General features: G+C 71.0%; 28 protein-coding genes and 1 tRNA gene. 17 read left to right on the top strand and 12 right to left on the bottom strand.

All coding sequences use genetic code 11. From position 1 onward, the window contains the following. The first annotated feature begins 19 nt into the window (after nt 1-19). Nucleotides 20-1,762 (top strand): hypothetical protein, encoded by a 1,743-nt coding sequence (locus tag AB3M34_RS01480; protein WP_370617307.1) that lies wholly within the window; start codon nt 20-22, stop codon nt 1,760-1,762. Nucleotides 1,763-1,794: 32 nt separating this feature from the next. On the opposite strand, the gene AB3M34_RS01485 is transcribed toward AB3M34_RS01480, so the two are convergent. From AB3M34_RS01485 to AB3M34_RS01500, 4 genes are all read right to left on the bottom strand, one after another. Continuing rightward, nucleotides 1,795-2,166, bottom strand: a complete 372-nt coding sequence (locus AB3M34_RS01485; RefSeq protein WP_370617308.1) for a PIN domain-containing protein — start codon at nt 2,164-2,166, stop codon at nt 1,795-1,797. A gap of 17 nt (nt 2,167-2,183) precedes the next feature. Next, on the bottom strand, nt 2,184-2,426 hold the full coding sequence (locus AB3M34_RS01490; RefSeq protein WP_370617309.1) for an AbrB/MazE/SpoVT family DNA-binding domain-containing protein: 243 nt from the start codon (nt 2,424-2,426) through the stop codon (nt 2,184-2,186). A 105-nt stretch (nt 2,427-2,531) separates the two neighbouring features. Beyond that, nucleotides 2,532-2,605 (bottom strand) — tRNA-Pro (locus tag AB3M34_RS01495). A 48-nt stretch (nt 2,606-2,653) separates the two neighbouring features. Continuing rightward, complete coding sequence (locus AB3M34_RS01500) at nt 2,654-3,568, bottom strand: metallophosphoesterase (RefSeq protein WP_370617310.1); 915 nt, start codon at nt 3,566-3,568, stop codon at nt 2,654-2,656. A 74-nt stretch (nt 3,569-3,642) separates the two neighbouring features. Between AB3M34_RS01500 and AB3M34_RS01505 the strand changes: the two genes are divergently transcribed. Then, nucleotides 3,643-4,104 (top strand): GatB/YqeY domain-containing protein, encoded by a 462-nt coding sequence (locus tag AB3M34_RS01505; protein WP_370617311.1) that lies wholly within the window; start codon nt 3,643-3,645, stop codon nt 4,102-4,104. A gap of 72 nt (nt 4,105-4,176) precedes the next feature. Here the strand turns inward: AB3M34_RS01505 and AB3M34_RS01510 are convergent, their stop codons facing one another. Further along, a complete protein-coding gene (locus AB3M34_RS01510; RefSeq protein WP_370617312.1) occupies nt 4,177-6,411 on the bottom strand; it encodes a transglycosylase domain-containing protein in 2,235 nt (744 codons plus the stop codon). A 160-nt stretch (nt 6,412-6,571) separates the two neighbouring features. On the opposite strand from AB3M34_RS01510, the gene AB3M34_RS01515 reads away from it, so the two are divergent. Continuing rightward, entirely contained in the window at nt 6,572-6,868 is a 297-nt protein-coding gene (locus AB3M34_RS01515) for a WhiB family transcriptional regulator (RefSeq protein ID WP_370617313.1), read from the top strand. Nucleotides 6,869-6,876: 8 nt separating this feature from the next. Here AB3M34_RS01515 and AB3M34_RS01520 read toward each other — a convergent pair whose 3' ends face one another. Continuing rightward, nucleotides 6,877-8,112, bottom strand: coding sequence for an ArsA family ATPase (locus AB3M34_RS01520; RefSeq protein ID WP_370617314.1), 1,236 nt, complete (start codon nt 8,110-8,112; stop codon nt 6,877-6,879). Then, nucleotides 8,109-9,080, bottom strand: coding sequence for an ArsA family ATPase (locus AB3M34_RS01525; protein WP_370617315.1), 972 nt, complete (start codon nt 9,078-9,080; stop codon nt 8,109-8,111). Before AB3M34_RS01525 ends, AB3M34_RS01520 begins: the two co-directional genes overlap by 4 nt. 51 nt (nt 9,081-9,131) lie before the next feature. On the opposite strand from AB3M34_RS01525, the gene AB3M34_RS01530 reads away from it, so the two are divergent. Genes AB3M34_RS01530 through AB3M34_RS01545 form a run of 4 tightly spaced genes read left to right on the top strand, consistent with a single transcriptional unit; the run spans nt 9,132 to nt 11,381 of the window. Continuing rightward, the gene (locus AB3M34_RS01530) at nt 9,132-9,293 is read left to right on the top strand and encodes a DUF4177 domain-containing protein (protein ID WP_149768280.1); all 162 of its coding nucleotides are present in this window, start codon (nt 9,132-9,134) and stop codon (nt 9,291-9,293) included. Further along, the gene (locus tag AB3M34_RS01535) at nt 9,293-9,760 is read left to right on the top strand and encodes a RidA family protein (RefSeq protein WP_370617316.1); all 468 of its coding nucleotides are present in this window, start codon (nt 9,293-9,295) and stop codon (nt 9,758-9,760) included. The genes AB3M34_RS01530 and AB3M34_RS01535 overlap by 1 nt, the downstream gene beginning before the upstream one ends. Then, nucleotides 9,757-10,572 carry an NUDIX hydrolase gene (locus AB3M34_RS01540; RefSeq protein WP_370617317.1) on the top strand — a complete coding sequence of 272 codons (816 nt, stop codon included), beginning with the start codon at nt 9,757-9,759 and terminating at the stop codon, nt 10,570-10,572. Before AB3M34_RS01535 ends, AB3M34_RS01540 begins: the two co-directional genes overlap by 4 nt. Further along, nucleotides 10,569-11,381, top strand: a complete 813-nt coding sequence (locus AB3M34_RS01545; RefSeq protein ID WP_370617318.1) for an MBL fold metallo-hydrolase — start codon at nt 10,569-10,571, stop codon at nt 11,379-11,381. Before AB3M34_RS01540 ends, AB3M34_RS01545 begins: the two co-directional genes overlap by 4 nt. Before the next feature lie 30 nt (nt 11,382-11,411). On the opposite strand, the gene AB3M34_RS01550 is transcribed toward AB3M34_RS01545, so the two are convergent. Further along, nucleotides 11,412-12,089, bottom strand: coding sequence for a Crp/Fnr family transcriptional regulator (locus AB3M34_RS01550; RefSeq protein WP_370617319.1), 678 nt, complete (start codon nt 12,087-12,089; stop codon nt 11,412-11,414). Nucleotides 12,090-12,200: 111 nt separating this feature from the next. Here AB3M34_RS01550 and nth point away from each other — a divergent pair, with 111 nt between their 5' ends. The 6 genes from nth (at nt 12,201) to AB3M34_RS01580 (ending at nt 16,929) form a co-directional block, all read left to right on the top strand. Next, nucleotides 12,201-12,971 (top strand): endonuclease III, encoded by a 771-nt coding sequence (gene nth, locus AB3M34_RS01555; protein WP_370617320.1) that lies wholly within the window; start codon nt 12,201-12,203, stop codon nt 12,969-12,971. Continuing rightward, the gene (locus AB3M34_RS01560; protein ID WP_370617321.1) at nt 12,968-13,609 is read left to right on the top strand and encodes a TlpA family protein disulfide reductase; all 642 of its coding nucleotides are present in this window, start codon (nt 12,968-12,970) and stop codon (nt 13,607-13,609) included. The genes nth and AB3M34_RS01560 overlap by 4 nt, the downstream gene beginning before the upstream one ends. Before the next feature lie 10 nt (nt 13,610-13,619). Beyond that, nucleotides 13,620-14,342 (top strand): NUDIX hydrolase, encoded by a 723-nt coding sequence (locus AB3M34_RS01565; protein WP_370617322.1) that lies wholly within the window; start codon nt 13,620-13,622, stop codon nt 14,340-14,342. After that, nucleotides 14,339-15,511 carry a MarP family serine protease gene (locus AB3M34_RS01570; RefSeq protein ID WP_370617323.1) on the top strand — a complete coding sequence of 391 codons (1,173 nt, stop codon included), beginning with the start codon at nt 14,339-14,341 and terminating at the stop codon, nt 15,509-15,511. Before AB3M34_RS01565 ends, AB3M34_RS01570 begins: the two co-directional genes overlap by 4 nt. A 109-nt stretch (nt 15,512-15,620) precedes the next feature. Further along, nucleotides 15,621-16,079, top strand: coding sequence for a hypothetical protein (locus tag AB3M34_RS01575; protein ID WP_370617324.1), 459 nt, complete (start codon nt 15,621-15,623; stop codon nt 16,077-16,079). Nucleotides 16,080-16,107: 28 nt separating this feature from the next. After that, on the top strand, nt 16,108-16,929 hold the full coding sequence (locus AB3M34_RS01580; RefSeq protein WP_370617325.1) for a hypothetical protein: 822 nt from the start codon (nt 16,108-16,110) through the stop codon (nt 16,927-16,929). Here the strand turns inward: AB3M34_RS01580 and AB3M34_RS01585 are convergent. Beyond that, the gene (locus tag AB3M34_RS01585; RefSeq protein WP_370617326.1) at nt 16,919-17,431 is read right to left on the bottom strand and encodes a phage holin family protein; all 513 of its coding nucleotides are present in this window, start codon (nt 17,429-17,431) and stop codon (nt 16,919-16,921) included. The two genes, AB3M34_RS01580 and AB3M34_RS01585, sit on opposite strands and share 11 nt — an antisense overlap. A gap of 121 nt (nt 17,432-17,552) precedes the next feature. Next, nucleotides 17,553-19,499, bottom strand: coding sequence for an acetate--CoA ligase (acs, locus tag AB3M34_RS01590; RefSeq protein ID WP_370619922.1), 1,947 nt, complete (start codon nt 19,497-19,499; stop codon nt 17,553-17,555). Between the two features lie 388 nt (nt 19,500-19,887). On the opposite strand from acs, the gene AB3M34_RS01595 reads away from it, so the two are divergent. Continuing rightward, a complete protein-coding gene (locus tag AB3M34_RS01595; RefSeq protein WP_370617327.1) occupies nt 19,888-20,241 on the top strand; it encodes a hypothetical protein in 354 nt (117 codons plus the stop codon). Between the two features lie 21 nt (nt 20,242-20,262). Here AB3M34_RS01595 and AB3M34_RS01600 read toward each other — a convergent pair whose 3' ends face one another. After that, nucleotides 20,263-20,823: a TetR/AcrR family transcriptional regulator C-terminal domain-containing protein gene (locus tag AB3M34_RS01600; RefSeq protein ID WP_370617328.1), complete on the bottom strand. Its 561-nt coding sequence runs from the start codon at nt 20,821-20,823 to the stop codon at nt 20,263-20,265. A gap of 36 nt (nt 20,824-20,859) precedes the next feature. On the opposite strand from AB3M34_RS01600, the gene AB3M34_RS01605 reads away from it, so the two are divergent. Genes AB3M34_RS01605 through AB3M34_RS01615 form a run of 3 tightly spaced genes read left to right on the top strand, consistent with a single transcriptional unit; the run spans nt 20,860 to nt 22,919 of the window. Beyond that, a complete protein-coding gene (locus tag AB3M34_RS01605) occupies nt 20,860-21,510 on the top strand; it encodes a biotin transporter BioY (RefSeq protein WP_370617329.1) in 651 nt (216 codons plus the stop codon). A gap of 6 nt (nt 21,511-21,516) precedes the next feature. Continuing rightward, on the top strand, nt 21,517-22,308 hold the full coding sequence (locus AB3M34_RS01610; RefSeq protein ID WP_370617330.1) for an energy-coupling factor ABC transporter ATP-binding protein: 792 nt from the start codon (nt 21,517-21,519) through the stop codon (nt 22,306-22,308). Beyond that, nucleotides 22,305-22,919 carry a CbiQ family ECF transporter T component gene (locus tag AB3M34_RS01615; protein ID WP_370617331.1) on the top strand — a complete coding sequence of 205 codons (615 nt, stop codon included), beginning with the start codon at nt 22,305-22,307 and terminating at the stop codon, nt 22,917-22,919. Before AB3M34_RS01610 ends, AB3M34_RS01615 begins: the two co-directional genes overlap by 4 nt. Before the next feature lie 2 nt (nt 22,920-22,921). On the opposite strand, the gene AB3M34_RS01620 is transcribed toward AB3M34_RS01615, so the two are convergent. After that, on the bottom strand, nt 22,922-24,379 hold the full coding sequence (locus tag AB3M34_RS01620; protein WP_370617332.1) for a GuaB1 family IMP dehydrogenase-related protein: 1,458 nt from the start codon (nt 24,377-24,379) through the stop codon (nt 22,922-22,924). Between the last annotated feature and the right edge of the window lie 28 nt (nt 24,380-24,407).

Here is a 24,407-nt window from a genome sequence, read left to right on the forward strand (position 1 = left end):
GTACGAATCGAGCCCACCCATGCGCCGCCTCGCCCTCCTGACCGTCACGACCGTGATCGCGAGCACCCTCGCGGTCGGGAGCGGCAGCACGCCCGCGTACGCCGTCGCGCCGCCCGAGGCCGCGCCCTCGATCGCCGCGGGGAACGTGGCGTCGGTGGTGATCGGTCGCGACGGGCGCCCGTACGGGACGGGCGTGAACATCTACGGATCTCTCACCGGAACCGGCGCGCGGACGACGCTGACGCCGATGACGGGCCTTCCGGCGGGTGTCCGGGCGGTGTCGGTCGCCGCGGGCCCGACGTGGTTCTCACTGGTTCGCGGGTCCGACGGCCGGGTGTACGGGACGGGGTTGAACGACAACGGTCAGATCACCGGCTCGGGCCTCGCCACGTCACTTCGGCCGCTGTCCGGGATGCCGGCGGGGGTCCAGGCGGTCGACGTGGCAGCCGGCAACACCTTCACCCTCGTCCTCGGCTCCGACGGCGTGGTCCGCGGCACGGGGCACAACGGGAGCGGCCAGCTCACCGGGGCGGGCCATCGATCGACGTTGATGCCGCTGGTCGGGCTTCCTGCCGGCGTTCGGGCGAAGGCGATCGCCGCAGGCGCCGTGCACAGCCTCGTGGTGGGCGACAACGGGGTGGTCTACGGGGCCGGACTGAATGACCAGGGTCAGCTGACCGGCACCGGCAATCGCACGGTTCTGACGCCCCTGACCGGGTTCCCGGTCGGCAAGGTTCCCGTCGCGGTCGCAGCAGGGTGGCGCCACTCGGTCGTGCTGGCGAGCGACGGCAGGATGTACGGAACGGGGCTCAACGACGTCGGACAGCTGACCGGTACGAGCGGCGTCCGCACGACGTTGACGCTGATGCAGCCCCTCACGTTCGACGTCAACTTCGACGCCGTCGCCATCAGCGCCGGCGAGAAGCACACCGTCGCCCTCGGGGAGGACGGGGAGGCGTACGGGGTCGGGAGCAACGACCACAGCCAGGTCGGCGGCATCCCGCTGCATGTGACCTCCTTCCTGAACCTCAGCCGACGCGTCACGTCCGACGTGGTCGGGATCTCCGCGACCAACAGCAGCCACACCCTCCTGCGCACCGCCGACGGGATGGTGTGGGGTTTGGGACGCAACCAGAGCCGGCAGCTCACCGCGCGCAACCCCAGCATGACGACGGGTGCGAGCCTGCTGAGCGGGCAGCTGCTCATCGCCCGCGCCCGACCCGTGGTTCGCGGAGCTGCGCGGGTCGGCGGCGTCCTCAGCGCCGGTGCCGGCGCCTGGAGTCCGGCGGCGACGGACTACGCCTACCGCTGGTACCGCAACGGCGCCCTGATCAGCGGGGCGACGGGCAGCGCGTACCGGCTGGTCGCCGCCGACCGCGGCCGCCGCATCAGCGTGCTCGTCATCGCCAGTGCCGGAAGCCACGCACGCGGGACCGCCAGCTCAGTGGCGACTGCGACGGTGCGACACGGCGTGGCGCCGCGCTACGTGCGTACGCCGAAGCCGCGGATCGCGGGTCAGAAGCGGGTGGGCAAGCGGTTGCGCATCCGAGGCCTCGTACGGAGCGGGTTCGCGCCGACGCCGTCGCGCCTGCGCTACCAGTGGTACCGCGGCACGAAGAAGATCCGGGGCGCGACGCAGGCGGCCTACCGGGTGAAGCGCAAGGACCGGGGCAAGCGCGTGCGCGTCCGGGTGTACGCCGTACGACCCGGCCACCTGACCGGGACGTACGACACCAGACGAGTGAGGATCTCGCGCCGCTGAGAGCCGCCGATGAGACGTCGGGGTGACGGTGATCAGGTGATCAGCGTCATCCCGGCGTGCCTCGCTGCCCGCTTGTCGAACGTCATCACCCGTGTGCAGCCCACGTCGATGCCCGCCTCGACGACTAGCGCGTCCGCAAAGTCCGCGCCTGCACGCGTGCGTCGCAGGGCGGAGCGGACAAGGTCGGGATTCTCGGTGCGAAGCTCTTGGGAGTCGAGGAGGGCCTCGAAGAACTTCAGCCGTCGAGCTCGTGGGACGGAGTACGCGCGGTCGAGCACCCACCAGGTCTCGGCGAGGACCACGAGGCTGAGGTATCCAGGATCGTCCGATGTGAGTCGGTCGATCACCGCGTCGGCTCGTGCGGTCTGGCGCTCATCGTCGCGAACGGCGTAGCGGATGACCACGTTCGAATCCAGACCGATCACCGGTCGGTCACCGCGTCGCCGATCGCGGCGTCCATCTCCTCGACCGTGACAGGGTCGCCGTCCCACGGGCCGAAGAACCCCTTCAGGGTTCGGACCGAACTGGTCGCCGGGCGTAGCTCGTAGTTGCCGTCGGGCAGCTCGATGAACTGCACGCGGTCGCCGGCGTGCAACCCGAGAGAGGCCCGGACTGCAGCCGGGATGGTGATCTGCCCCTTGGAGGTCACGGTAGCGGTTGGCATGCAGCAACCTTACCTTGGCAGCGTGTTCCTTACTCAGCACCAAGGAGTGCGCATCGAGAGACACGAAAGCCCCGGATCCCTGAAAGGATCCGGGGCTTTTCCATGTCGGGGTGACAGGATTTGAACCTGCGGCCTCGTCGTCCCGAACGACGCGCGCTACCAAGCTGCGCCACACCCCGTGGCCCTCGCAACCAGCACGAGCAGAACCTCGCGCGGGTGACCCGCGCTCAATTCCTCGGAGAGTCTACCGGACGCATCCGGAGCACCGTCGCCTCGGGTCGGCATGCAAAGCGCACCGGCGCGTAAGGGGAGGTGCCGCACCCCGCCGACACGTGCAACGACGACGCGTCGTGACCGGCCGTACGGTGCTGGTGGAGGCCGCGGGCACGTCGCCGGTCGATGTCGCAGTTGGTCACGAGCGCCCCGAAGCCGGGCACCCGGAGCTGCCCACCGTGCGTGTGGCCCGCCAGGATCAGCGGGTATCCCTGCACGTTGAAGGCGTCGATCGCGCGAAGGTAGGGCGCGTGGACGACGGCGACCGCGAGGTCGGCCGACGGGTCGGCGACCGAAGGGATCGCGTCCAGGTCGTCGCGGCCGACGTGCGGGTCGTCGAGGCCGGCGAACGACAGCGACGAGCCGCGGACGTCGATCGCGCCGGTCGCGTTGTTGAGGTCGAGCCACCCCGCTCCGGTGAACGCCGAACGCATCTCCTCGTACGGCAGGTCGGCGGTCCGGCGGCGCACCCCAGACGGCCCGACGAGGTAGCGCACGGGGTTCTTCATCGTCGGGGAGTAGTAGTCGTTCGAGCCGAACACGAACACGCCGGGGACGTTCAGCAGGTCGGTGTACGCGTCCAGCACCTCGGGCAACGTCTCGAGGTGCGCGAGGTTGTCGCCGGTGTTGACGACGAGATCCGGCTCGTACTCGACGAGGCTGCGCAACCACCGCTGCTTGCGGGTCTGGCCGGGCGTCATGTGGACGTCCGAGATCTGCAGCACCGTGATCGGCCGGGACCCCGGCGGCAGCACGGGCACATCGACCTCGCGGACCACGAACGCGTGGCGCTCGTAGAGGGACGCGTACGCGAGGGTGCCGACGCCGGTCGCTGTCACGGCGGTCGCCGCCTTGGCCCAGGTACGCACGCAGCAAGAGTGCCACACGCGTGGGCAGGGAATCGGCGTGCCGGTCGAGGTCCGCCTGCGCGATGATGGGCGACATGAGCGACCTCAAGGATCGTCTGCGTCAGGACCTCACCACCGCCATCAAGGCACGCGACTCCCTGCGGGCGTCGACGCTGCGCATGGTGATCGCGGCGATCAGCAAGGCCGAGACCGCCGGCAAGCAGGCCAAGGAGCTGACCGACGCCGAGGTGCAGTCCGTGATCACCTCCGAGTCGAAGAAGCGACGTGAGGCGGCGGAGGCGTACGACTCGGGCAACCGGCCGGAGCTCGCCGCCAAGGAGCGCGACGAGGCCGTCATCCTCTCCCACTACCTCCCCGCGCAGCTGAGCACCGACGAGGTGTCCGCCCTGGTGTCCGAGGCGATCGCCGAGTCAGGAGCGGCGGAGGACGGGATGCGTGGCATGGGCAAGGTCATGGGACTCCTCAAGCCCCGTACCGAGGGCCGCGTCGACGGCGCCGCTCTCGCTGCCGAGGTCCGCAAGCAGCTCGGAGCCTGACACCTGCTCCACGAACGACGAGGCGCTACGACCACTGGTCGTAGCGCCTCGTCGTTCGTCTGGGGCTGGGGATCAGCCGCGGTCGCCTCCGCCGCCGGGGCCGGCGCCAGCTGGGCCTCCGCCGCCTCCGCCGCCACCATTACCGCCACCACCGCCGCCTCCGCCGCGGCCGGGGCGGTCGTCGCCGCCTCCGCCTCCGCCGCCGCCCTTCTTCTTCTCAGGCTTCTTGGGCGCGTACGGCGTGTCGGACGGAGTGGAGCCCAGGCTGCCCGGGGAGGAGAAGTTGGCGTCCGGGAGGTCGTTCATGATCGCGCGCATCGTGTCGGCCCACATCGGGCCGGCCAGGGACGATCCGCCGACGGCGCTGAACGAGATGTATTCACCGTTGAGGCTCTGTCCTGCGAGTGTCTTCCAGTGACCGTCCTTGTTGGCGCCGGCGATCATCGAGGAGGTCACCAGCTTGGGGGTGTAGCCCATGTACCAGACAGCACGGTTGCTCTGCGTCGTACCGGTCTTGGCCGCGGAGGGCTTGTTGAGAGCGAGGGCCGCACCGAACCCGCCGGGCGACTGGACGCCGCGAAGGATCTGGTTCAGCGTGTCCGCGGCGGCCTCCGACATCACTCGCGTGCACTCGGGCTGGTAGTCCTTGACGGTCTCACCGGCGTTGTTGGTGATCAGCGTGACCGGCATCGGCTTGCAGTACTTGCCGCGGGCCGGGAACGTCGCGTACGCCGCCGACATGTCGAGCGGGCTCACGTCGATCGTGCCGAGCGTGAACGACGGGTAGGTGTCGTTGATGTCCGGCACCGGGATGCCCATCTTGGCGGCCATCTTGGTGGTCGCGCAGAGTCCGACGAGCCGCTCGAGCTGCGCGAAGTAGGTGTTGACCGACTTCTGGAGGCCGTTGGTCATCGTGAACGCGCCTGCCCCGGTCGAGTTGCTCAGCTTCCACGAGCCGGCGGCCTGGCCGTCGCACTGCGAGAACCCGCTGATGTTCATCGACTGCGGCGAGTTGAAGAACGTACGCGCGGGGTAGCCCTTGTTGAGGGCGGCTGCCGCGGTGAAGGCCTTGAAGGTCGAGCCGGCCTGGAACCCGTTCGCGCCGCCGAGCGACTTCGGGACCGTGTAGTTGATGTAGGTCTGCCCGGCCTTCTTGTCGTTGCCCATCGGCCGCGACTGCGACAGGGCGCGGACGGCGCCGCTGCCCGGGACGACGAGCGCCTGCGCGCCGATGGCGTTGTCGGTCGGCGCCACGCGACCCTGGACGGCCCGGTCAGCGGCACGCTGGAACTTCGGCTCCAGCGTGGTCTTGATCGTCAGGCCACCGGTCTCGAGCGTGTGGAGGCGCTGGTCCTCGTTCTTGCCGAGCGACGTGTCCTGCAGCAGGTAGCGGCGGACGTAGTCGCAGAAGAACGGCGCCTTGGTGCTGACGCAGCCGTTGGCGAAGCGGGTGATCTTGAGCCCGAGCGGCTGCGGGATCGCCTTGGCGGCGGTCGCCCGCGAGATCAGACCCTGGGCCTCCATCGCCGTGAGGACGATGTTGCGGCGGCGGAGCGCGTTCTCGGGGTAGGTCACCGGGTCGTACTCGACCGGGTTCTTCACGAGGCCGGCGAGGGTGGCGGCCTGGGTGAGGCTGAGCTCGGTGGGGCTGACGGAGAAGTAGTGGCGTGCTGCGGCGCTGACGCCGTACGCGCCGTCTCCGAAGTAGGAGATGTTGAGGTAGTTCTGCAGGATCTGCTGCTTGCTGTGCTTCTCCTCGTACGACATCGCGTACTTGAGCTCACGGATCTTGCGGGCCGGAGTCACCTCGGTCGCAGCCCGGCGCTCCTCTGGCGTCGCGGCCTGCTGGATCAGGATGTTCTTGACCAGCTGCTGCGTCAGCGACGACCCGCCCTGGGTCTGGCCGGCGGTCGCGTTGTTGACCAGGGCGCGCACGGTGCCCTTGAAGTCGAGCGCGCCGTGCTCGTAGAACCGCGCGTCCTCGATGGAGACCACCGCCTGCTGCATGAGCGGCGAGATCTTCGACAGGGGGACGTCCTGGCGGTTCTGGGAGTAGAAGTAGGTGATCAGCGAGCCGTCGGCGGCGAGCACCTTGGATCGCTGGGGGATCGGCGTCTCGCGCAGCTCGAGCGGCAGCTCGTCGAAGCCGCGCGCCATGCTGTTGGAGGTGACGCCGACGAAGGCGGCCACCGGGATCGCGAGCCCGGCAACGAGCACTCCTGCAAACAGGCTGAGCAGCGCCATGGACCCGATCGCCCGCGCCGCCCCCATGCCTTCTTCGTCGCGTCGACGGGGCCCCAGAATCATGGGCCCCAGGGTACGTGAGACCCGGCTCGGCACCAAGAAATAGTCCGAAAGGACTATGGCGAACCATCCCCAGGGAGGTAGTGGATTCCCTGCGACACCGGCACCCTAGATGTATCACCGGTCGCTTCATCGGTGAAGCTTCTCGGGGAAGGTGTACGTGATGACCTGGAACGAATCCTGGGCCACGGTGGCTGCTTGCAAGGAATCGCAGGACGCATTGTTCGTCAAGGGGGCGGAGCAGAACCGCGCCAAGCAGATGTGCCGGTCGTGCCCGGTCAAGGTCGAGTGCCTCGCCGAGGCTCTCGACAACGACATCGAGTGGGGCATCTGGGGTGGGATGACCGAGCGCGAGCGCCGTGCGCTCCTGCGCCGTCGCCCCAACGTCACGTCCTGGCGCTCGCTGCTCGAGACCGCTCGCGCCACCGAGTCCAGCGCCGACGGCCGCATCGCCGTCTGAGGTCTCGCTCAGTCGACCATCGTGGGCGCCGGGGCAGGGCCTGCGAGGCGCTCGCCGATCTCGGCGAGCCCGGCCAGGTCGTGCACGTCGGTCGCCAGCGACGGCAGCTCCACCCGGCGCACGCGGGGATGGGCAGCCACGAAGCTCTTGACCACCCGTCGCTCGCGCTCGGCGACGCGCATGCCGCGCGCATGCACGTCGAGCAGTGCTGCGACGACCCGGTCGTCTGCCGTCGGACGCGTACGCCCGCGCAGCCGGCGGGCAGTCGCGTGGGCGTCGTCGCCGTCGAGGGCCAACGACGGCACCGTCATGCGATTGACGACCAGCCCGGCCAGCGGCATCGCGTCCTGGCTGAGCCGCTCCACGAAGTACGACGCCTCCCGCATCGCGTCCGGCTCCGGCGAGGCGATCACCAGGAAGGCCGTACCCCGGTCCTGGAGCAGCGCGAACGTCGCCTCCGCCCGCTGGCGGAACCCGCCGAACAACGTGTCGAACGACGCCACGAAGGTCTGGACGTCGGTGAGCACCTGGGCGCCGAGCACCTTGTTGAGCGCGGAGGTGATCATGCCGAAACCGGCCGAGAACAGCCGAGCCGGGCCGCGTGCCGGCGCGAGGAGCAGCCGGATGAGCCGTCCGTCGAGCAGCGACGAGAGCCGCTCGGGAGCGTCGAGGAAGTCGAGCGCCGACCGTGACGGGGGCGTGTCCACGACGATGAGGTCCCAGCGGCGCTCGCTGCCGTCCGCGCTGTCCGCCCCGCCGGCGACGGCCTCGGCGTGGAGCTGACCGAGCTTCTCCATCGCCATGTACTCCTGGGTGCCGGCGAACGAGCTCGACAGCGCGACGTAGAACGGGTTCTCGAAGATCTGGGCCGCCTTCTCCGGCGAGGCGTGCGCCACCACGACCTCGTCGAACGTCCGCTTCATGTCCAGCATCATCGCGTCGAGCGACCCGCCGTCCGCGCCGGCGTCGGTGACGGGCCGGGGGACGTTGTCGAGCGCGGTCAGCCCCAGCGACTGGGCCAGGCGCCGCGCCGGATCGATCGTGAGGACGCACACCTTGCGTCCGCGCTCCGCTGCCCGCAGGGCGATGGCCGCGGCCGTCGTCGTCTTGCCGACGCCGCCGGCGCCGCAGCAGACGACGATCTCGATCGTGTGGTCGTCGATGATCGCGTCGACGTCGAGCGCGGTCGCGGGGTCGACACCGGCGCCGTCGATCCGGCGGGAACGCGTACGACTCCTGCTCATCGCACGCCACCCTCCACGAGACGCCGGCCCAGCTCGTACAGGCCACCGAGGTCGATGCCGTCCTCCAGGTGCGGCAGCTCCACCACGGGTGCGCCGGCCTCGGTGAGCACGGCGCGCTGGCGTGCCTGGAGTCGTTGGCGCGCGACGTGCTCGCGGCCCTCCACCAGGAGCCCGTCACCGGCGTCGGGAGAGAGGTCGAGCTCGACCCGGCCGAGACTCTTCGTGACGGCCGCGGAGGTGAGCGCGCCGGACGCGATCCTCTCGGCGGCCTCCTCGTCGAGCGGTGACGGCAGCACCTGGTTGACGATGACGTGCCCGACCCCGAGAGCGGCGTCGTTCAGCTCGTTGATCGCATCCATCGTCTCCTGCACCGGCATCTCCTCGAGCAGAGCCACCAGGTGCACTGCCGTGCGCTGCGAGCGCATCATCGTCATGATCGAGTCGGCCTGGCGGCGTACGGGGCCGACCTTGGCGAGCCCGGCGACCTCCTCGTTCACGTTGAGGAACCGCGTGATCCGACCGGTCGGCGGTGCGTCGAGCACGACGGCGTCGTAGACGTAGGCGCCGTGGTCGTCACGACGGCGTACGGCCTCGTACACCTTGCCGGTCAGCAGCACGTCGCGGACGCCCGGAGCGATCGTGGTGGCGAAGTCGATCACGCCGAACCGGTCGAGCGCCTTGCCGGCGCGTCCGAGCCGGTAGAACATCGCGAGGTACTCGAGGAGGGCCTCCTCGGCGTCGATCGCCAGCGCGTACACCGCGCCGTCGTCGGTGGCCGCGACCTGTCGCTCCTCGTACGGCAGGGGTGGGACGTCGAAGAGCTGCGCGATGCCCTGCCGCCCCTCGACCTCGCACAGCAGGACCGTGCGTCCCTGGGCGGCGAGGCCGAGCGCCAGCGCGGCGGCGACGGTGCTCTTGCCCGTCCCGCCCTTGCCCGTCACCACGTGGAGTCGCTTCTCGCCGGCCACGATGTCGAGCGTAGAGGGTGACCCGTGAGCGGGTACGGATACAGTCGATCCATGACGCAGTGGGAGTATCTGACAGCACCGGTCCTCGTGCACTCGACGAAGGCGATCCTCGACAACTTCGGTCGGGATGGCTGGGAGCTCGTGCAGATCGTGCCCGGCATGAACCCCGAGAACCTCGTGGCGTACTTCAAGCGCCCGGTCGAAGGCTCCTGATGCCGACCCCGGCGGAGAACCTCGCCGCGCTCGGCCTGACGCTTCCCGAGGTCGTGCCGCCCGTGGCGGCGTACGCACCCGCGGTGCGCACCGGCTCGTACGTGTACACGGCCGGCCAGCTGCCGATGCGTGACGGCGAGCTCATCACCACCGGCAAGGTCGGTGCGGACGTGACCGCGGAGGAGGCGCAGGAGTGCGCCCGCCAGTGCGCCCTCAACGGCCTGGCCGCCGTCGCGTCGCAGGTCGACGGTGACCTCACCCGGGTGGCACGCGTCGTGAAGGCGGTCGTGTTCGTGGCGAGCACCCCCGACTTCACCGGGCAGCCGACCGTCGCCAACGGTGCCAGCGAGCTCCTCGCCGCGGTCTTCGGAGACGCAGGCGTCCACGCCCGCAGCGCCGTGGGCGTGACTGTCCTGCCGCTCGACGCCCCGGTGGAGGTCGAGCTCGTCGTCGAGCTCACCGCATGACGATGCGGGTGCCGATGCCGCCCTCCATCGCCGAGCACGCCACTCGGCAGGGTGAGGTGGCGACGCCGCGTGACGCCGCGACGGTGGTCCTGCTGCGCGACGGCACCGCGGGCGTCGAGGCGTACCTGATGCGCCGACAGCGCTCGATGGCGTTCGCACCCGGCATGTACGTCTTCCCTGGCGGCGGCGTCGATCCTCGTGACTCCGACACCGACGTCGCCTGGGCGGGTCCGAGCCCGCAAGCGTGGGCCGAGCGCCTGGGGTGCTCCACCGACGTCGCGCGCGCGCTGGTCTGCGCGGCGGTGCGGGAGACGTACGAGGAGTCCGGGGTGCTGCTCGCCGGACCCGACCCCGACTCGGTGGTCGACGACACCAGCGACGCGGACTGGCAGGCCGACCGTGTCGCGCTGGAGGCCCACACGCTCGCGTTCTCGGACTTCCTGCGGAGGCGCTCGCTGGTGCTCCGCACCGACCTGCTCGCCGCGTGGGCCCACTGGATCACGCCCGGGTTCGAGCCCCGGCGGTTCGACACCCGCTTCTTCGTCGCCGTGCTGCCGGAGGGTCAGCGGGTCGGCACGCTGGCCGCCGAGGCCGACCACGCCTCCTGGATGCTGCTGACTGCCGCGCTCGACTCCGTCGACGCCGGTGACATGGCGATGCTGCCGCCGACGTCGGTCACCTGTCGGGAGCTGACAGAGCTTCCTTCGGCGGCGGCGGCCCTCGACGTGGCGCCGACGCGGCGTATCGTGCCCGTCGAGCCGCGGCTGGTCGAGGTCGAGGGCACCTACTACCTGGAGACGGAGCTGCCGTGACGGGACGGTTCGACGGCGGGGTCGTGAGCGCGTGGGCGACGTGCGTCCGCGAGGACAACCCCGGCCACATGACGCTCGACGGGACCAACACCTGGATCCTCCGGGCACCGGCCGGCGACGGCGGACAGGCGCACGGAGCGCGGTCGATCGTGGTCGACCCGGGTGAGCTCGACGAGCCGCACCTGCGTCGCGTGCTCGAGCTCGCCGCACCGGTGGCCTTCGTGCTGCTGACCCACCGCCACCACGACCACACCGAGGGCGCCGCGCGGTTCGCCGAGCTCGCGGCGGCGCCCGTACGCGCGATCGACCCGTCGCTGTGCCTCGACGCCGACCCGCTGGTCGACGGCGAGACGATCGAGGTGGACGGTCTCCGGCTCGAGGTCGTCGCCTCGCCGGGCCACACGACCGACTCCGTCTCCTTCCTGCTCCGCGACGATGCCGCGCTGCTGTCCGGAGACACGATCCTGGGCCGCGGGACGACGGTGGTCGCTCATCCCGACGGGGCGCTCGGACCGTACCTCGACTCGCTGCGTGTGCTCCGTGCGGCCGTCGACTCGGTCGAGGGCGGCCCGGTGCGGCTGTATCCCGGGCACGGACCGGTGCTGCCGGACGCCGGCGCGGTGATCGACGGATACCGCGCACACCGCGAGGAACGCCTCACCCAGGTCCGCGAAGCGCTCGACGCCGGTGCGGAGTCGGCGGACGACGTCGTACGCACGGTCTACGCGGACGTGGACCCGATCCTGTGGCCCGCCGCGACGCTGTCGGTGCGGGCACAGCTCGAGTACCTGCAGGCCGCCCCCTCCTAACCCGCTGCTCGCGAGCGGGAAGAGAGGCGGCTAGCGGGCGCGCTTGGAGAGGCGGTCGGGCTCGATGATGACGACCGAGCGTGGCTCGAGGCGGAGCCACCCGCGCATCGCGAAGTCGGCGAGCGCCTTGTTGACCGTCTCGCGGGAGGCGCCGACCAGCTGGGCGAGCTCCTCCTGCGTGAGGTCGTGGTGCACGTGGATGCCGTCGTCGGCCTTGCGACCGAAGCGCTGCGACAGGTCGATGAGCGCCTTCGCGACACGTCCGGGCACGTCGGAGAACACGAGGTCGGCGACGACGTCGTTCGTACGGCGCAGGCGCGAGGCGAGCTGCCCGAGCAGGGCGCGCGACACGTTGGGGTGGTCGTTGAGCCACTTGGTGAGGTCGTCGTGGCTCAGGCTGGTGAGCTCGGAGTCGGTCACCGCGGTCGCCGTCGCCGAGCGCGGGCCCGGGTCGAACAGCGAGAGCTCACCGAACATCTGACCGGGGCCGAGGATCGCGAGCAGGTTCTCGCGGCCGTCCGCCGAGCTGCGACCGAGCTTGATCTTGCCGTCGGCGACGATGTAGAGCTCGTCGCCCTCGTCGCCCTCGTGGAACAGCACGTCGCCGCGCCGCAGGCGCTTCGACGACATCTGGGAGCCGAGCGACTCGGCCGCCTCGTCGTCGAGGCCCGAGAAGAGCGGTGCCTGCCGAAGTACGTCGTTGTCCACGGGTTCTCCTTGACCAAAGAAATAGTCGCGCGCCTCCAGTGTCCCTCATCCGGCCAACTCGGCGCCACCGACGCGGCCCTGCGTGTCCCCGGCGCCCCGTACGCTGACAGCGTGCCGAAGACCACCCCAGCGCGCTCGTCCGCTCCCCGTCGCGCCAAGGCCAAGCTCCCCGAGGTCCCTCCGCCCGACACGTCGGACGTGCGCCGCGCGCGCAAGATCGACCGCGTCCTCGCGCAGACCTACCCCGACGCCGACATCGAGCTGGACTTCGACGACCCGTTCCAGCTGCTCGTCGTGACGGTGCTCTCGGCGCAGACGACCGACCGGCGGGTCAACGGGGTCCGGCCGGCCCTCTTCTCCCGCTACCCCGACGCGCGGGCGCTCGCCGAGGCGGAGCCTGCCGCCGTCGAGGAGATCATCAAGCCCACGGGCTTCTTCCGGGCGAAGACCGAGCGCATCATCGCGCTCGCCACGGCGCTGGTGGACAACTTCGACGGCGAGGTGCCGCCGCGGATGGACGACCTCGTGACCCTCCCGGGGGTCGGCCGCAAGACGGCCAACGTCGTCCTCGGCAACGGCTTCGGCATCCCCGGCTTCCCGGTCGACACCCACGTCCAGCGCGTCGGCAGACGCCTCGGCCTGCTCGATGCGGCGGCGTTGAAGGACCCGGTGCGCGCCGAGATGGTGCTGGACCGGCTCATCGCCAAGAAGGACTGGACGCTGGCCAGCCAACGGCTCATCTGGCACGGCCGACGATGCTGCCACGCCGCCAAGCCGGCCTGCGGGGCGTGCTCGATCGCGCAGTGGTGCCCGTCGTACGGCGAGGGTCCGACCGACCCGGAGGTGGCCGCGAAGCTGCTCCGTACGGAGGGTCGCGCGTGACTCGTGCACGGCGCCGGCTGGTGCTCCCGATCGCGATGCTCGCGATGGCGCTGGCTCTGACGGCCTGCGGCGGTGACGACCTGCAGACCTCCTCGCGCTCCGGCGAGGTCGACGCCGCGTCGAGCGCCGTCGACACCCCCGAGCTGCGCTCCAAGAAGGCCGACGCAGGCATCGAGGACTGTCCTCGTACGAACCGGCGCGGTGCTGTCGAAGGCGGCCTGCCGGGGGTGTTCCTCGAGTGCCTCGGCGGCGGCCCGCCGGTCAGTCTGCCGGGGCTCCCGGCGAAGCCGACCGTCATCAACCTGTGGGCCACCTACTGCGGTCCGTGCCGAGACGAGATGCCGTTGCTGGCGCGTCTGCACGACGATGCCGGCGACCAGGTGTCGGTGCTCGGCATCGACTACGCCGACCCAGATCCCGAGGGTGCGCTCGCGCTCGCCTCGAAGTCGGGGGTGACCTTCCCCCTCATGTCCGACCCCGACGAGTCGGTCGGCAAGGCGCTGGGCGTGATCGGCCTGCCGCAGACCGTGTTCGTCGCGGCCGACGGCACGATCACCGCGACGCACCGCGGCCAGATCACGTCGTACGATCAGCTGCGGTCGCTGGTCAAGGAACACCTCGGCGTCGACCTGGCATGAGGAGGACCTGATGACGTACGACCGGGGGCTGGTGCCTGACGACGCCCTGCCCGACTGGCTGCGTCCCGTCGCCGAGGTGGGTCGCCGCATCGACAGCCCCCGCTTCCTGTCGCCGTCGATGCCGGAGGCGCCGTCGACGGCACGCCCCGCCGCGGTGCTCGTCCTGTTCGGCGAGGGAGAGTCCGGCCCCGACCTGCTGCTGACCGAGCGCGCGCACGCGATGCGCTCCCACGCGGGCCAGATCGCCTTCCCCGGCGGTGCGACCGATCCCGAGGACTCGGGTCCCGTCGCCACGGCCTTGCGTGAGGCCGAGGAGGAGGTCGGCCTCGATCCCGACGGGGTCGACGTGTTCGCGTCGCTCCCGCGGCTCTGGCTGCCGCCGAGCAACTTCGCCGTGACGCCGGTCCTGGCCTGGTGGCGTCGCCCGTCCGCCGTCCGCGCGGTCGACCCAGCGGAGGTCGAGACCGTGTTCCGCAGCCCGGTCGACGAGCTCACCGACCCGGCCCACCGCTTCTCCGTCTCGCACCCGTCCGGATGGCTCGGACCAGGGTTCGCGGTCAACGGCAACCTCATCCTGTGGGGGTTCACCGCCGGCATCGTGTCGCGGCTCTTCCGTGCTGCGGGGTGGGAGCGCCCCTGGGACGCCGACCGGGTCGTCCCGTACCCGGGGTCCGCACGTGACCCGCTGGTCGAGGAGATCGAGACCGACGCTGCCCGCGGGCGACGCCGATGACCCTCGTCGACGTCGTCGTGGTGGTCGTCGTCATCTCGTACGCGGTCCTCGGCTACCTCCGCGGGTTCGTCGCCGGGGCCGCAGCGATGATCGGCCTCCTGCTCGGGGGCGTGCTGGGTCTCGTCCTCGCGCCGCTGGTGCTGAGCCGCGTCGACCACGGCATCGGGAGGTCACTGCTCGCGGTCGTGATCGTGCTCGTGCTCGCGTCCGCCGGACAGGCCACAGGGGCGCACCTCGGCAACGGCCTGCGCGAGCGCGTGACGCACCCGCCCTCGCGCTCGCTCGACGCAGTCGGCGGCGCGGCGCTGAGTGCCGCCGCTGCCCTGGTGGTCTGCTGGGCGCTCGGGTACGCGATCTCCGGCTCCCAGATCCCCGGAGCGTCGACCGCGGTCCGCGGCTCCGCCACGCTCGCCGCGGTGGACTCGGTCATGCCGCAAGGTGTGCGGTCCGCGCTGCACTCGTTCGACACGGTGGTCGACGCGACGCTCTTCCCCCGATACCTGGAGCCGTTCGCCGACGAGACGATCGAGCCGGTCGCGGCTCCCGATCGTGCAGTCCTCGCCCGCCCCGAGGTCCAGGCTGCGCGACGCAGCGTCGCTCGGATCACCGGGTACGCCGAGTGCGACCGCGGCATCGAGGGCTCGGGGTTCGTGTTCGCGTCCGAGCGCGTGATGACGAACGCGCACGTCGTCGCGGGTGTGGACGACCCGACGGTGACGATCCGCGGCAAGAAGCGCGACGCCACCGTCGTCTACTACGACCCGTCGCTCGACGTCGCTGTTCTGCGGGTGCCGGGCCTAAAGGCGCGCGCGCTGACCTTCGACCCCGAGACCGAGCCAGGCGAGAGTGCGGCTGTGCTCGGCTTCCCGGAGAACGGCCCGTTCGATGCTCGGGCGGCGCGCATCCGCTCCCAGCAGCGCCTCCGGAGCCCCGACATCTACGGCACCACCGAGGTCGTCCGCGAGGTCTACTCCCTGCGCGCGCTCGTGCGCTCCGGCAACTCCGGGGGCCCGGTCATCTCGGCGCAGGGTCGCGTGCTCGGTGTCGTCTTCGCTGCGTCCGTCTCGGACGCCGCGACGGGCTACGCCCTCACCGCCGACCAGGTGGGTGACGCGGCCCGCTCCGGAGCGAAGGCGGAGCGGTCGGTCAACACCGGGAGCTGTGCGTGAGGTGTGGTGTGATGCGGCGCACGTTGTCGCGCGCTCGAATGGGGCGCTGATGATGCCTGCCGACGCACCAGCAAGAATGGCGCGCGTCGTCCGTCGCCGAAGGAGATCTGTGAAGACCCGACTGCTGGCTGCCGCCGTCCTCCTGGCGCTGACCGTCTCCGCGTGCGGTGGCGGCGGCGAGAACGACGGCGCTGACCCAGGTGAGTCCGCCTCGAAGCGCTCGACCGTGACCGGGACCCTCGGATCCGACGAGGCCGACGCGATCGCGACGGAGGCGGCCTCGCGCATCGTGGCGCTGTGGGCACGTCCCGACGTCGCGGTCGAGGAGTGGGCGGCGGAGCTGCGACCACAGATGTCGACCGTCGGAGCCTCGACGCTGTCGTTCATGGACCCGACGGCACTCGAGCCCGCCGAGCCGGAGGGTGAGCCGCGCGTGCTGGCAGGCTCGGACGCCCATGCCCGCGTCGCCGTGCCGACGACCGCCGGCGAGTACCTCGTCACCATGAGCCGCGACGCCAGCGGTTCGGCCTGGCTGGTCGATCGCGTCGTCAGCCCTGTGCCCTCCTGACGCGCGCTGCGCACCATAGGCTGCGGGCATGCGTGCCGTGGCCTCATGCCTGTCAGGGATCCTCGCCCTTCTCGCGATCGCCGTCGGGCTCCCGGGTCTGTGGTTCGAGCGGAACGTCGTCAGCGAGTCCGGATTCGTCGCGCTCGCGGGACCCTTGGGCGACGATCCGGAGTTCCGCGCGGCCCTCGCTGACACCGTCGCCGACGGCATCATGACCCGAGCCGGTCTCGACGGCGTGGCCGGGCGTGTCGCCGAGCCGGTCGTCCGCAACGTCGCCGACGGGATGACCGACCTCCCCGGCTTCGGCGAGGCATGGACGCGGGCCAACGTGCTCACGCACCGCATCAACGTCACGGACATCCCTCCCGCAGAGCTCGACGGCAGGCTCGGGGTCGACCTCACGCCGATGGTCGACCTGGTGACGGACGCGGTCAACGACCGGCTCGGCACCAGCCTCAGCGCTCCCGGCGATCTCGTGGTCGCCGTCGGCACGCCGGAGCAGCGTGATCGGCTCGACCGCGCTCGCGAGCTCGCCGCCTGGTCCTGGCCGCTGCTCGGGGTCGGCGCGGTCCTCGCCGTCGCGTGCATCGCGCTCGCGCGTCGGCACCTCGCTGCACTCGCGTGGCTCGGGGGCGGACTCGTCGTCGTCGCCATCGGCGAGGCCGTGCTGGTGGTCACCGGCGGCGACTGGCTCGTCGGCGAGGTCGCCAGCCGGGCCGGCTACGGCCAGGCTCTGGGCGAGCACCTGCACGAGGCGGCAACGGCCTCGTTCGGGACGTGGTTGATCGCCGCCGGGCTGGCGGGTGCCGCGGCCCTGATCGTCGGGACGGTGGCCCGGATCAGGGCCTGACGTGCTTGCCGGAGCCGCTCTTGGCTGCGGACACCGAGGCCGCGGCGGACGGCGGCAGGGTGATCTCGGAGCCGCCGTCGGGGTGGCCCTTGAGCGCCGCCGGGATCTCCTGGACGGTCGCGATCGTCTTCTCGGGCGCCTTGACCTTCTTGAGGAACCGGATCCCGACCAGGGCACAGACGAGGATGACCAGGATCCACACGCCGGTCATCACGAGGAAGCCCCACGTGAAGGCGAGAGGGATCGCGCGGTCGAAGATCCAGGCGAAGAAGAATCCTCCGGCCATCGAGAGCATCGTGATCACGAACAGCAGGAGCACGGCGACCGCGACAAGCAGCCCCGCGCCGGTCGCCCCCGACTTCGCGCTGACGCGCAGCTCGGACTTCGCGAGGGCGATCTCTCCGCGCACCAGTGTCGACAGGTCGCGACTGATGTCGGAGACGAGCCGGCCGATGGTGGGCTCGGCGTCCTCTGCGGGTCGGGGTGCTCCTGGGTGTGACATCACGGCTCCTCGGCGCTGCAGTGCGGTCGGCACGAGCCTAGGGGATCGCGGCTCGCAAGGGAGATCGGCCCGCCGGACGCGCGGCGTACGGAGTGCGTACGCCGCGCGTCCGGCGCGCGGGTCAGTCCTCCGAGGAGGTCTCCATCCCGGACTTGATCTGGTCCATCACACCGGAGTCCGCGAGCGTGGTGACGTCGCCCACCTGGCGGTTCTCGGCGACGTCGCGCAGCAGGCGCCGCATGATCTTGCCCGAGCGCGTCTTGGGAAGCTCGGCGACGACCATGATCGACTTCGGCTTTGCGATGGAGCCGATCTCCTTGGCGACGTGTGCGCGCAGGTCGGCGACGATCTCCTCGCCTCCGTCGCCCGCGGACTCGCGCAGGATCACGAACGCGACCACGGCCTGCCCGGTCGTGTCGTCGGCCGCTCCGACGACCGCCGCCTCGGCGACCTTCGGGTGGGACACGAGGGCCGACTCGATCTCGGTGGTCGACAACCGGTGCCCGGACACGTTCATCACGTCGTCCACGCGGCCGAGGAGCCAGATGTCGCCGTCGTCGTCCTTCTTCGCGCCGTCACCCGCGAAGTAGATCCCCTCGAAGCGGGACCAGTACGTGTCGATGAACCGCTGGTCGTCGCCCCACAGGGTGCGCAGCATCGACGGCCACGGCTCGGTGAGGACGAGGTAGCCGCCCGAGCCGTTCGGGACCGACTCCGCCTCGTCGTTGACGACGTCGGCGCTGATCCCGGGGATCGCGGTCATCGCGGAGCCGGGCTTCGCGGCCGTCACGCCGGGCAGCGGCGAGATCATGATCGCGCCGGTCTCGGTCTGCCACCAGGTGTCGACGACGGGCGTCCTGCCGCTGCCGATGGTCTCGCGGTACCAGACGTACGCCTCGGGGTTGATCGGCTCGCCGACGGACCCGAGGACGCGCAGCGACGACAGGTCGAACTCCGCGGGGATCTGGGCGCCCCACTTCATGAAGGTCCGGATCGCGGTCGGTGCGGTGTAGAAGATCGTCACGCCGTACTGCTGGATGATCTCCCACCAGCGGCCCTTGTGCGGGCTGTCCGGGGTGCCCTCGTACAGGACCTGGGTCGCGCCGTTGGCCAGCGGGCCGTAGACGATGTAGGAGTGGCCGGTGACCCAGCCGATGTCGGCGGTGCACCAGTAGACGTCGGTCTCCGGCTTGAGGTCGAAGACGGACCAGTGCGTCCACGCCGCCTGCGTGAGGTAGCCGCCTGTGGTGTGAAGGATGCCCTTCGGCTTGCCGGTCGTGCCGGACGTGTACATGACGTACAACGGGTGCTCGGCCGGGAACGCCTGCGGGGTGTGGTCGGGCGACGACTCGTCGACGACCTCGTGCCACCACACGTCGATGTCGGCGTTCCAGGCGACGTCCTGGCCGGTCCGGCGTACGACGAGGACGTTCTCGACGAGGCCGGACTGCTCGGCCTCGACCTTGGCGACGGCCTCGTCGACCGCGGGCTTGAGGGCCGACGGCGCGCCGCGGCGGTATCCACCGTCCGCGGTGACGACCAGCTTTGCGCCGCAGTCGATCACACGGCTCGCGAGCGCGTCCGCGGAGAACCCGCCGAACACGACGGTGTGCACGGCCCCGATGCGTGCGCAGGCGAGCATGGAGACGACGGCCTCGGGAATCATCGGCATGTAGATCGCGACGCGGTCGCCCGCCTCGACGCCGAGCTCCTCGAACGCGTTGGCCGCCTTGCTGACCTCGGCCAGCAGGTCGGCGTACGTGAGGGTGCGCGTGTCGTCCGCGGGCTCGCCCACCCAGTGGAACGCGACCTTGTCGCCGCGGCCGGCCTCCACGTGGCGGTCGACGCAGTTGTACGAGGCGTTGAGCGTGCCGTCGGCGAACCACTTCGCGAACGGCGGGTTGGTCCAGTCGAGCACCTCCGTGAACGGCTCGGCCCAGTCGAGGCGCCGAGCGGCCTCGGCCCAGAAGCTCAGCCGGTCCTGCGATGCAGCCTCGTACGTCGCGGCCGTCGCGTTGGCCGAGGCCGCCAGGTCGGCGGGTGGCTCGAAGCGGCGATCCTCGTGCATCAGGTTGGACAGTGACTCTCCCACGGCACTTCCTCAGTCTCGACGGCACGTTCCGTCGCCTATTGTGCCCCCGGTCACACTCGGCGCCTTCGTCGGAGCGGTCGCGGTCGACAAGCGGCACCGATCCTGCGACCGGCGGCGGGCGACGTACAGGCTCCGGAGGGGGCGTGAGCGCGGCGTGTCCTTGTGACGGGGTTCACGGCGAGGGCCCGTACGGCGTGTCGTTACCTTCCTGAAATACCAGCGATCCCGCGGCATGGGGGTGACTCAGGTCACCAGGAGGGGAGGGGGTAGGAGGACGGCGTCGGTGGGGCTAGGATGACGCGCACCGGGGGCGGTAGAAACACAGGGTCGTTCGGGCGGCCCATACGACGAAGAAGAGAGCAACGTGACCGCGTATCCCGGTTGGCAGATCATCCACGAGGCCACCACCAAGGGCCCTTCGTCCATGCGGCGCATCGTGATCTTCAGCCATCGTGGCGGGGCGCGCCTGCGGCTGACGAGCGACTACCGCGGCGACGTCGCGACGACCGTAGCCGAGGCCTGGTCCTCGATCGGCTGGGTCGAGGCCCACCGCAACGTCGACAACCAGCTCTTCCGCAGCAGCACGCCCAACGAGGCGGCTCTCGTCGACACGCTCGACCGGCTCCTCATCGAGGTGTTCCGGCTCGCGAGCCAGATCGTGGTCGGGCCCTCGCCGACGACCGCGACGACGTCGGCGTTCAGCGAGATGATGCGCTGACGGCGGTCGTACGCCGTCGGCTCAGGCTCCGATCGGGGCCAGGGTCCGCAGTCCGGACAGGATGAGGCCGAGCCCGAGGTCGAAGGACTCCGCAGACCCGATCGAGTCGTCGGGCTCGATCGCACCCGTCGCGCTCGCCTGCTCGTGCATCTGACGCGCTGAGGCGTGCCCGAGGACGAAGAGCATGATCGTCCTCGCACCGGAGACCGCGACGTCCTCGTCGAACCCCGCGAGAGCTGCGCTGAGCCGCTGCTCGGGTGCAGCCGCGCCGAGTCCGAAGGCGGACGCCGTGGCGACGACCTCGGCACCGTCGCGCACGGCGAGCATCGCCGTACGGAACTCGTCGCAGAGCGCCGCGACGCGCTTGTCCCACGGCCCGGTCGGCTCGTCTCGCCGTCCGCGCGCGAGGATCTCGTCGGCCATGAGGGCGAGGAGGGTCTGCTTGTTCGGGACGTGGTGGTAGAGCGCGCTCGGCTGTACCTCGAGCTCTGCGGCGACCCGGCGCATCGACAGGAACTCGAGCCCGTGGGTGTCGAGCACCCGGAGTGCACCGTCGACGACGTCGTGGAGGCGGTTGGCCATGCGTGCATCCTATCGGCTAGCCTGAACGCCGTTCAGGTGAACACCGTTCAGGAGACGATCATGACGCTCGACGCGCAACCCGACGCCCAGCCTGCCGCGACGCCGGCGGATCCCGCCACGAAGCGGCGCGGGTTCTCCACCACCGACCTCGCCCTCATCGCCGCCTTCGCCGCACTCATCTCGGCCTGTGCCTACCTCGGCGCGATCCCCGTCGGCTCCGCCGGCGTCCCGATCACCCTGCAGACCTTCGCGGTGATGCTCACCGGGTGTCTGCTCGGCCCGTCCCGCGGGTTCGCGGCGGTCTCCCTCTACCTCGCGCTGGGCGCGATCGGCCTCCCGGTCTTCGCCGAGCACTCGTCCGGGCTCGGCGCGTTCACCAGCGTGAGCGCCGGCTACCTGATCAGCTTCCCGTTCGCTGCGGCGCTCGGCGGGTTCCTGGTGAAGTACGTCGCCGGCCCCACCCGCAAGACCCGCGCCGCGTGGGTGTTCGCCTGCTCGATCACGGCGAGCATCCTGGTCATCCACCCGATGGGCATCATCGGCATGGCGCTGCACCAGGACGTCTCGCTCTGGACCGCCGCGAGCTGGGACGTGCCGTTCTGGGCCGGCGACCTGCTCAAGACCGCGTTCGTCGCCATCATCGCGGCCGAGGTGCACCGCGCCTTCCCGAAGCTCCTTCACCCCTGACCCACCGTGCCCACCCTCACCTTCGACGCCGCCGGCGTCACCGTCGACACCCCGCACGGCCCCAAGGTCGTGCTCGAGCCCACCACGCTCGAGCTGACCGAGCGCAGGGTCGCCGTGGTCGGCGCGAACGGCTCCGGCAAGTCGACGCTGGCCCGCCTCGTCAACGGTCTCGTGACCGCCACGACGGGGCGGGTCCTCGTGGACGGCGTCGACGTCTCCAAGGATCCGTCCCGCGTACGCCGCCGAGTCGGCTTCGTCTTCACCGACCCCGCAGCCCAGGTGGTGATGCCGACCTGCGTCGAGGACGTCGAGCTCTCGTTGCGTCGGCACGTCAAGGGCGCGTCAGCGCGACGCGCACGGGCGATCGAGGTGCTGGCCGGGTTCGGACTCACCGACCTCGCCGACACCAGCGTCCACGCGCTGTCGGGCGGGCAGCGCCAGATGCTCGCCCTCGCCGGAGTGCTGGCGGTGGAGCCGGCCGTCGTCGTCGCCGACGAGCCCACGACGCTGCTCGACCTCGCCAACACCCACCTGGTCGGTGACGTCCTTCTCGGGCTCGACCAGCAGCTCCTGCTCGTGACCCACGACCTGGAGCTCGCGCGGCGGTGCGACCGCGTCCTGGTGATCGAGGACGGTCGCGTCCGCTACGACGGCGCGCCGGCGGCCGCGGTCGACGACTACGTGGCGTCCGTCGCCCCACGATTTGACGCCCCTTCCACCGGATCGCCCGGGCAAACCGGTGCGGAAGGCGTCAAATCGTGGGGCGAGGAGCTCCATCGGGCGGCGCGTCGACCGTGAGCACGCCCCAGCTCGTCGGCAGCTATCAGCCCGGGGACTCGGTGGTCCACCGGCTCCCCGTCGGCGTGAAGGTCAGCGCCCTCGCGGTGTTCAGCATCAGCGTGGTCGCGGTCCGGAGCATGCCGGCGTCCTGGGTGTTCCTCGCCCTCGCCCTCGTCGCGGCGCTGCTCGCGCGCGTCTCGGTCGGCGCCCTCCTCCGCGCCGCACGCGGGGTGCTCATCGTCGCGGTCGTCGTGGCCGCGTTCCAGTGGTGGCTGAAGGGCCCCGACCGGGCGATCGAGACGGTCGTGGACCTCCTCGCCCTGGCCCTCGTCGCCGTCGTGCTGACGGCGACGACCCCCGTCAACGCGATGCTCGACGCGATGATCCGCTGGAGCACCCCGTTCAGGCGACTCGGTGCAGACCCGGAGCGCTTCGCGCTGACGGTCGGCCTCGCCGTGCAGGCCATCCCGGGGACGATCGCGATCGCCGTCGAGACCCGCGACGCAGCACGGGCACGCGGCCTCGAGCGCCGCCCACGGGCGTACCTCTCACCGTTCGTGATCCGTGTCGTCGCGCGCGCCCAGGAGACTGGCGACGCCCTCGCGGCGCGCGGCCTCGGTGACGACTGAGGTCACCAGCTGGCGTGCAGCGGGCGCCCCTCGTCGTACCCGGCGGTGCTCTGCAGCCCGACCACGGCACGCTCGGCGAACTCGGGGATGGAGCGCGCACCGGCGTACGTCGCGGACGAGCGGACTCCGGCGATGATCTGGTCGACGAGGTCCTCGACACCCGGACGCTCGCGGTCGAGGTACATCCGGGAGCTGCTGATGCCCTCCTCGAACAGCGCCATGCGTGCGCGCTCGAAGCCGGCGGCGTCACGGGTGCGGTTGGAGACCGCGCGGGCCGACGCCATCCCGAACGACTCCTTGTAGGCGCGGCCGTCCGAGCCGACGCGCAGGTCGCCGGGGCTCTCGTACGTGCCGGCGAGCCAGGATCCGATCATCACACTGGCGCCTCCGGCCGCCAGGGCGAGCGCGACGTCGCGCGGGTAGCGGACCCCGCCGTCGGCCCACACCGTGCCGCCGAGCTCCGCCGCCGCGGCGGCGCACTCCAGCACGGCCGAGAACTGCGGGCGTCCGACCCCCGTCATCATGCGGGTCGTGCACATCGCGCCGGGACCCACGCCGACCTTCGCGACGTCGGCGCCGGCCTCCAGCAGGTCGCGGGTGCCGTCGGCTGAGACCACGTTGCCGGCGACGACGGGCACACGGCGACCGGTCTCGGCCTCGTACGCGTCCCGCTCGGCAACGACCAGCGGGAGCGCCTGCAGCATCTTGTCCTGGTGGCCGTGCGCGGTGTCGACGACGAGCACGTCGACGCCCATCGCGAGCAGCTCCTTGGCTTTGCCGCGGACGTCACCGTTGATGCCGATCGCGGCGCCGATGACGAGACGCCCCTGCGGGTCGAGGGCGGGGGTGTAGAGCGTCGAGCGCAGCGCACCCTTCTTGGTGGCGACGCCGACGAGCGCGCCGTCCTCGAGCACCGGCGCGTACGAGAGGTGGCGCTCGCTGAGCGCGTCGAAGATCGCGCGCGGCTCTTCGCTGACGTCGAGGGCGAGGACGTCAGAGCTCATCACCTCGTGGACCTGGGCGAACCGGTCGACCTCCGCGCCGTCGTGCTCGGTCACCACGCCGACCGGCTTGTCACCGTCGACGACGAGGATCGCGCCGTGGGCGCGCTTCGGGAGCAGGCTGAGCGCCTCGCCGACCGTGGTGTCGGGCGTGACGGACACGGGCGTGTCGTACACGGGGTGCGCAGCCTTGACCTGGGACACCGACCGCGCCACGACGTCGAGCGGGATGTCCTGCGGGATCACGGCGATGCCGCCGCGCCGCGCCAGCGTCTCGGCCATCCGGCGGCCCGAGACCGCCGTCATGTTGGCGGCGACGATCGGGATCGTCGTGCCGATGCCGTCCGGTGTCGTGAGGTCGACGTCGAAGCGCGAGGTCACGTCGGAGCGTGACGGCACCATGAAGACGTCGCTGTAGGTCAGGTCGCCGGACGGCTGGAGGTCGTTGAGGAATCGCACCCCTTCAGCCTACTGATCGGCGGCGACG

The sequence above is a fragment of the Mumia sp. Pv4-285 genome, assembly GCF_041320275.1.
Taxonomy (GTDB): Bacteria; Actinomycetota; Actinomycetes; order Propionibacteriales; family Nocardioidaceae; genus Mumia; species Mumia qirimensis.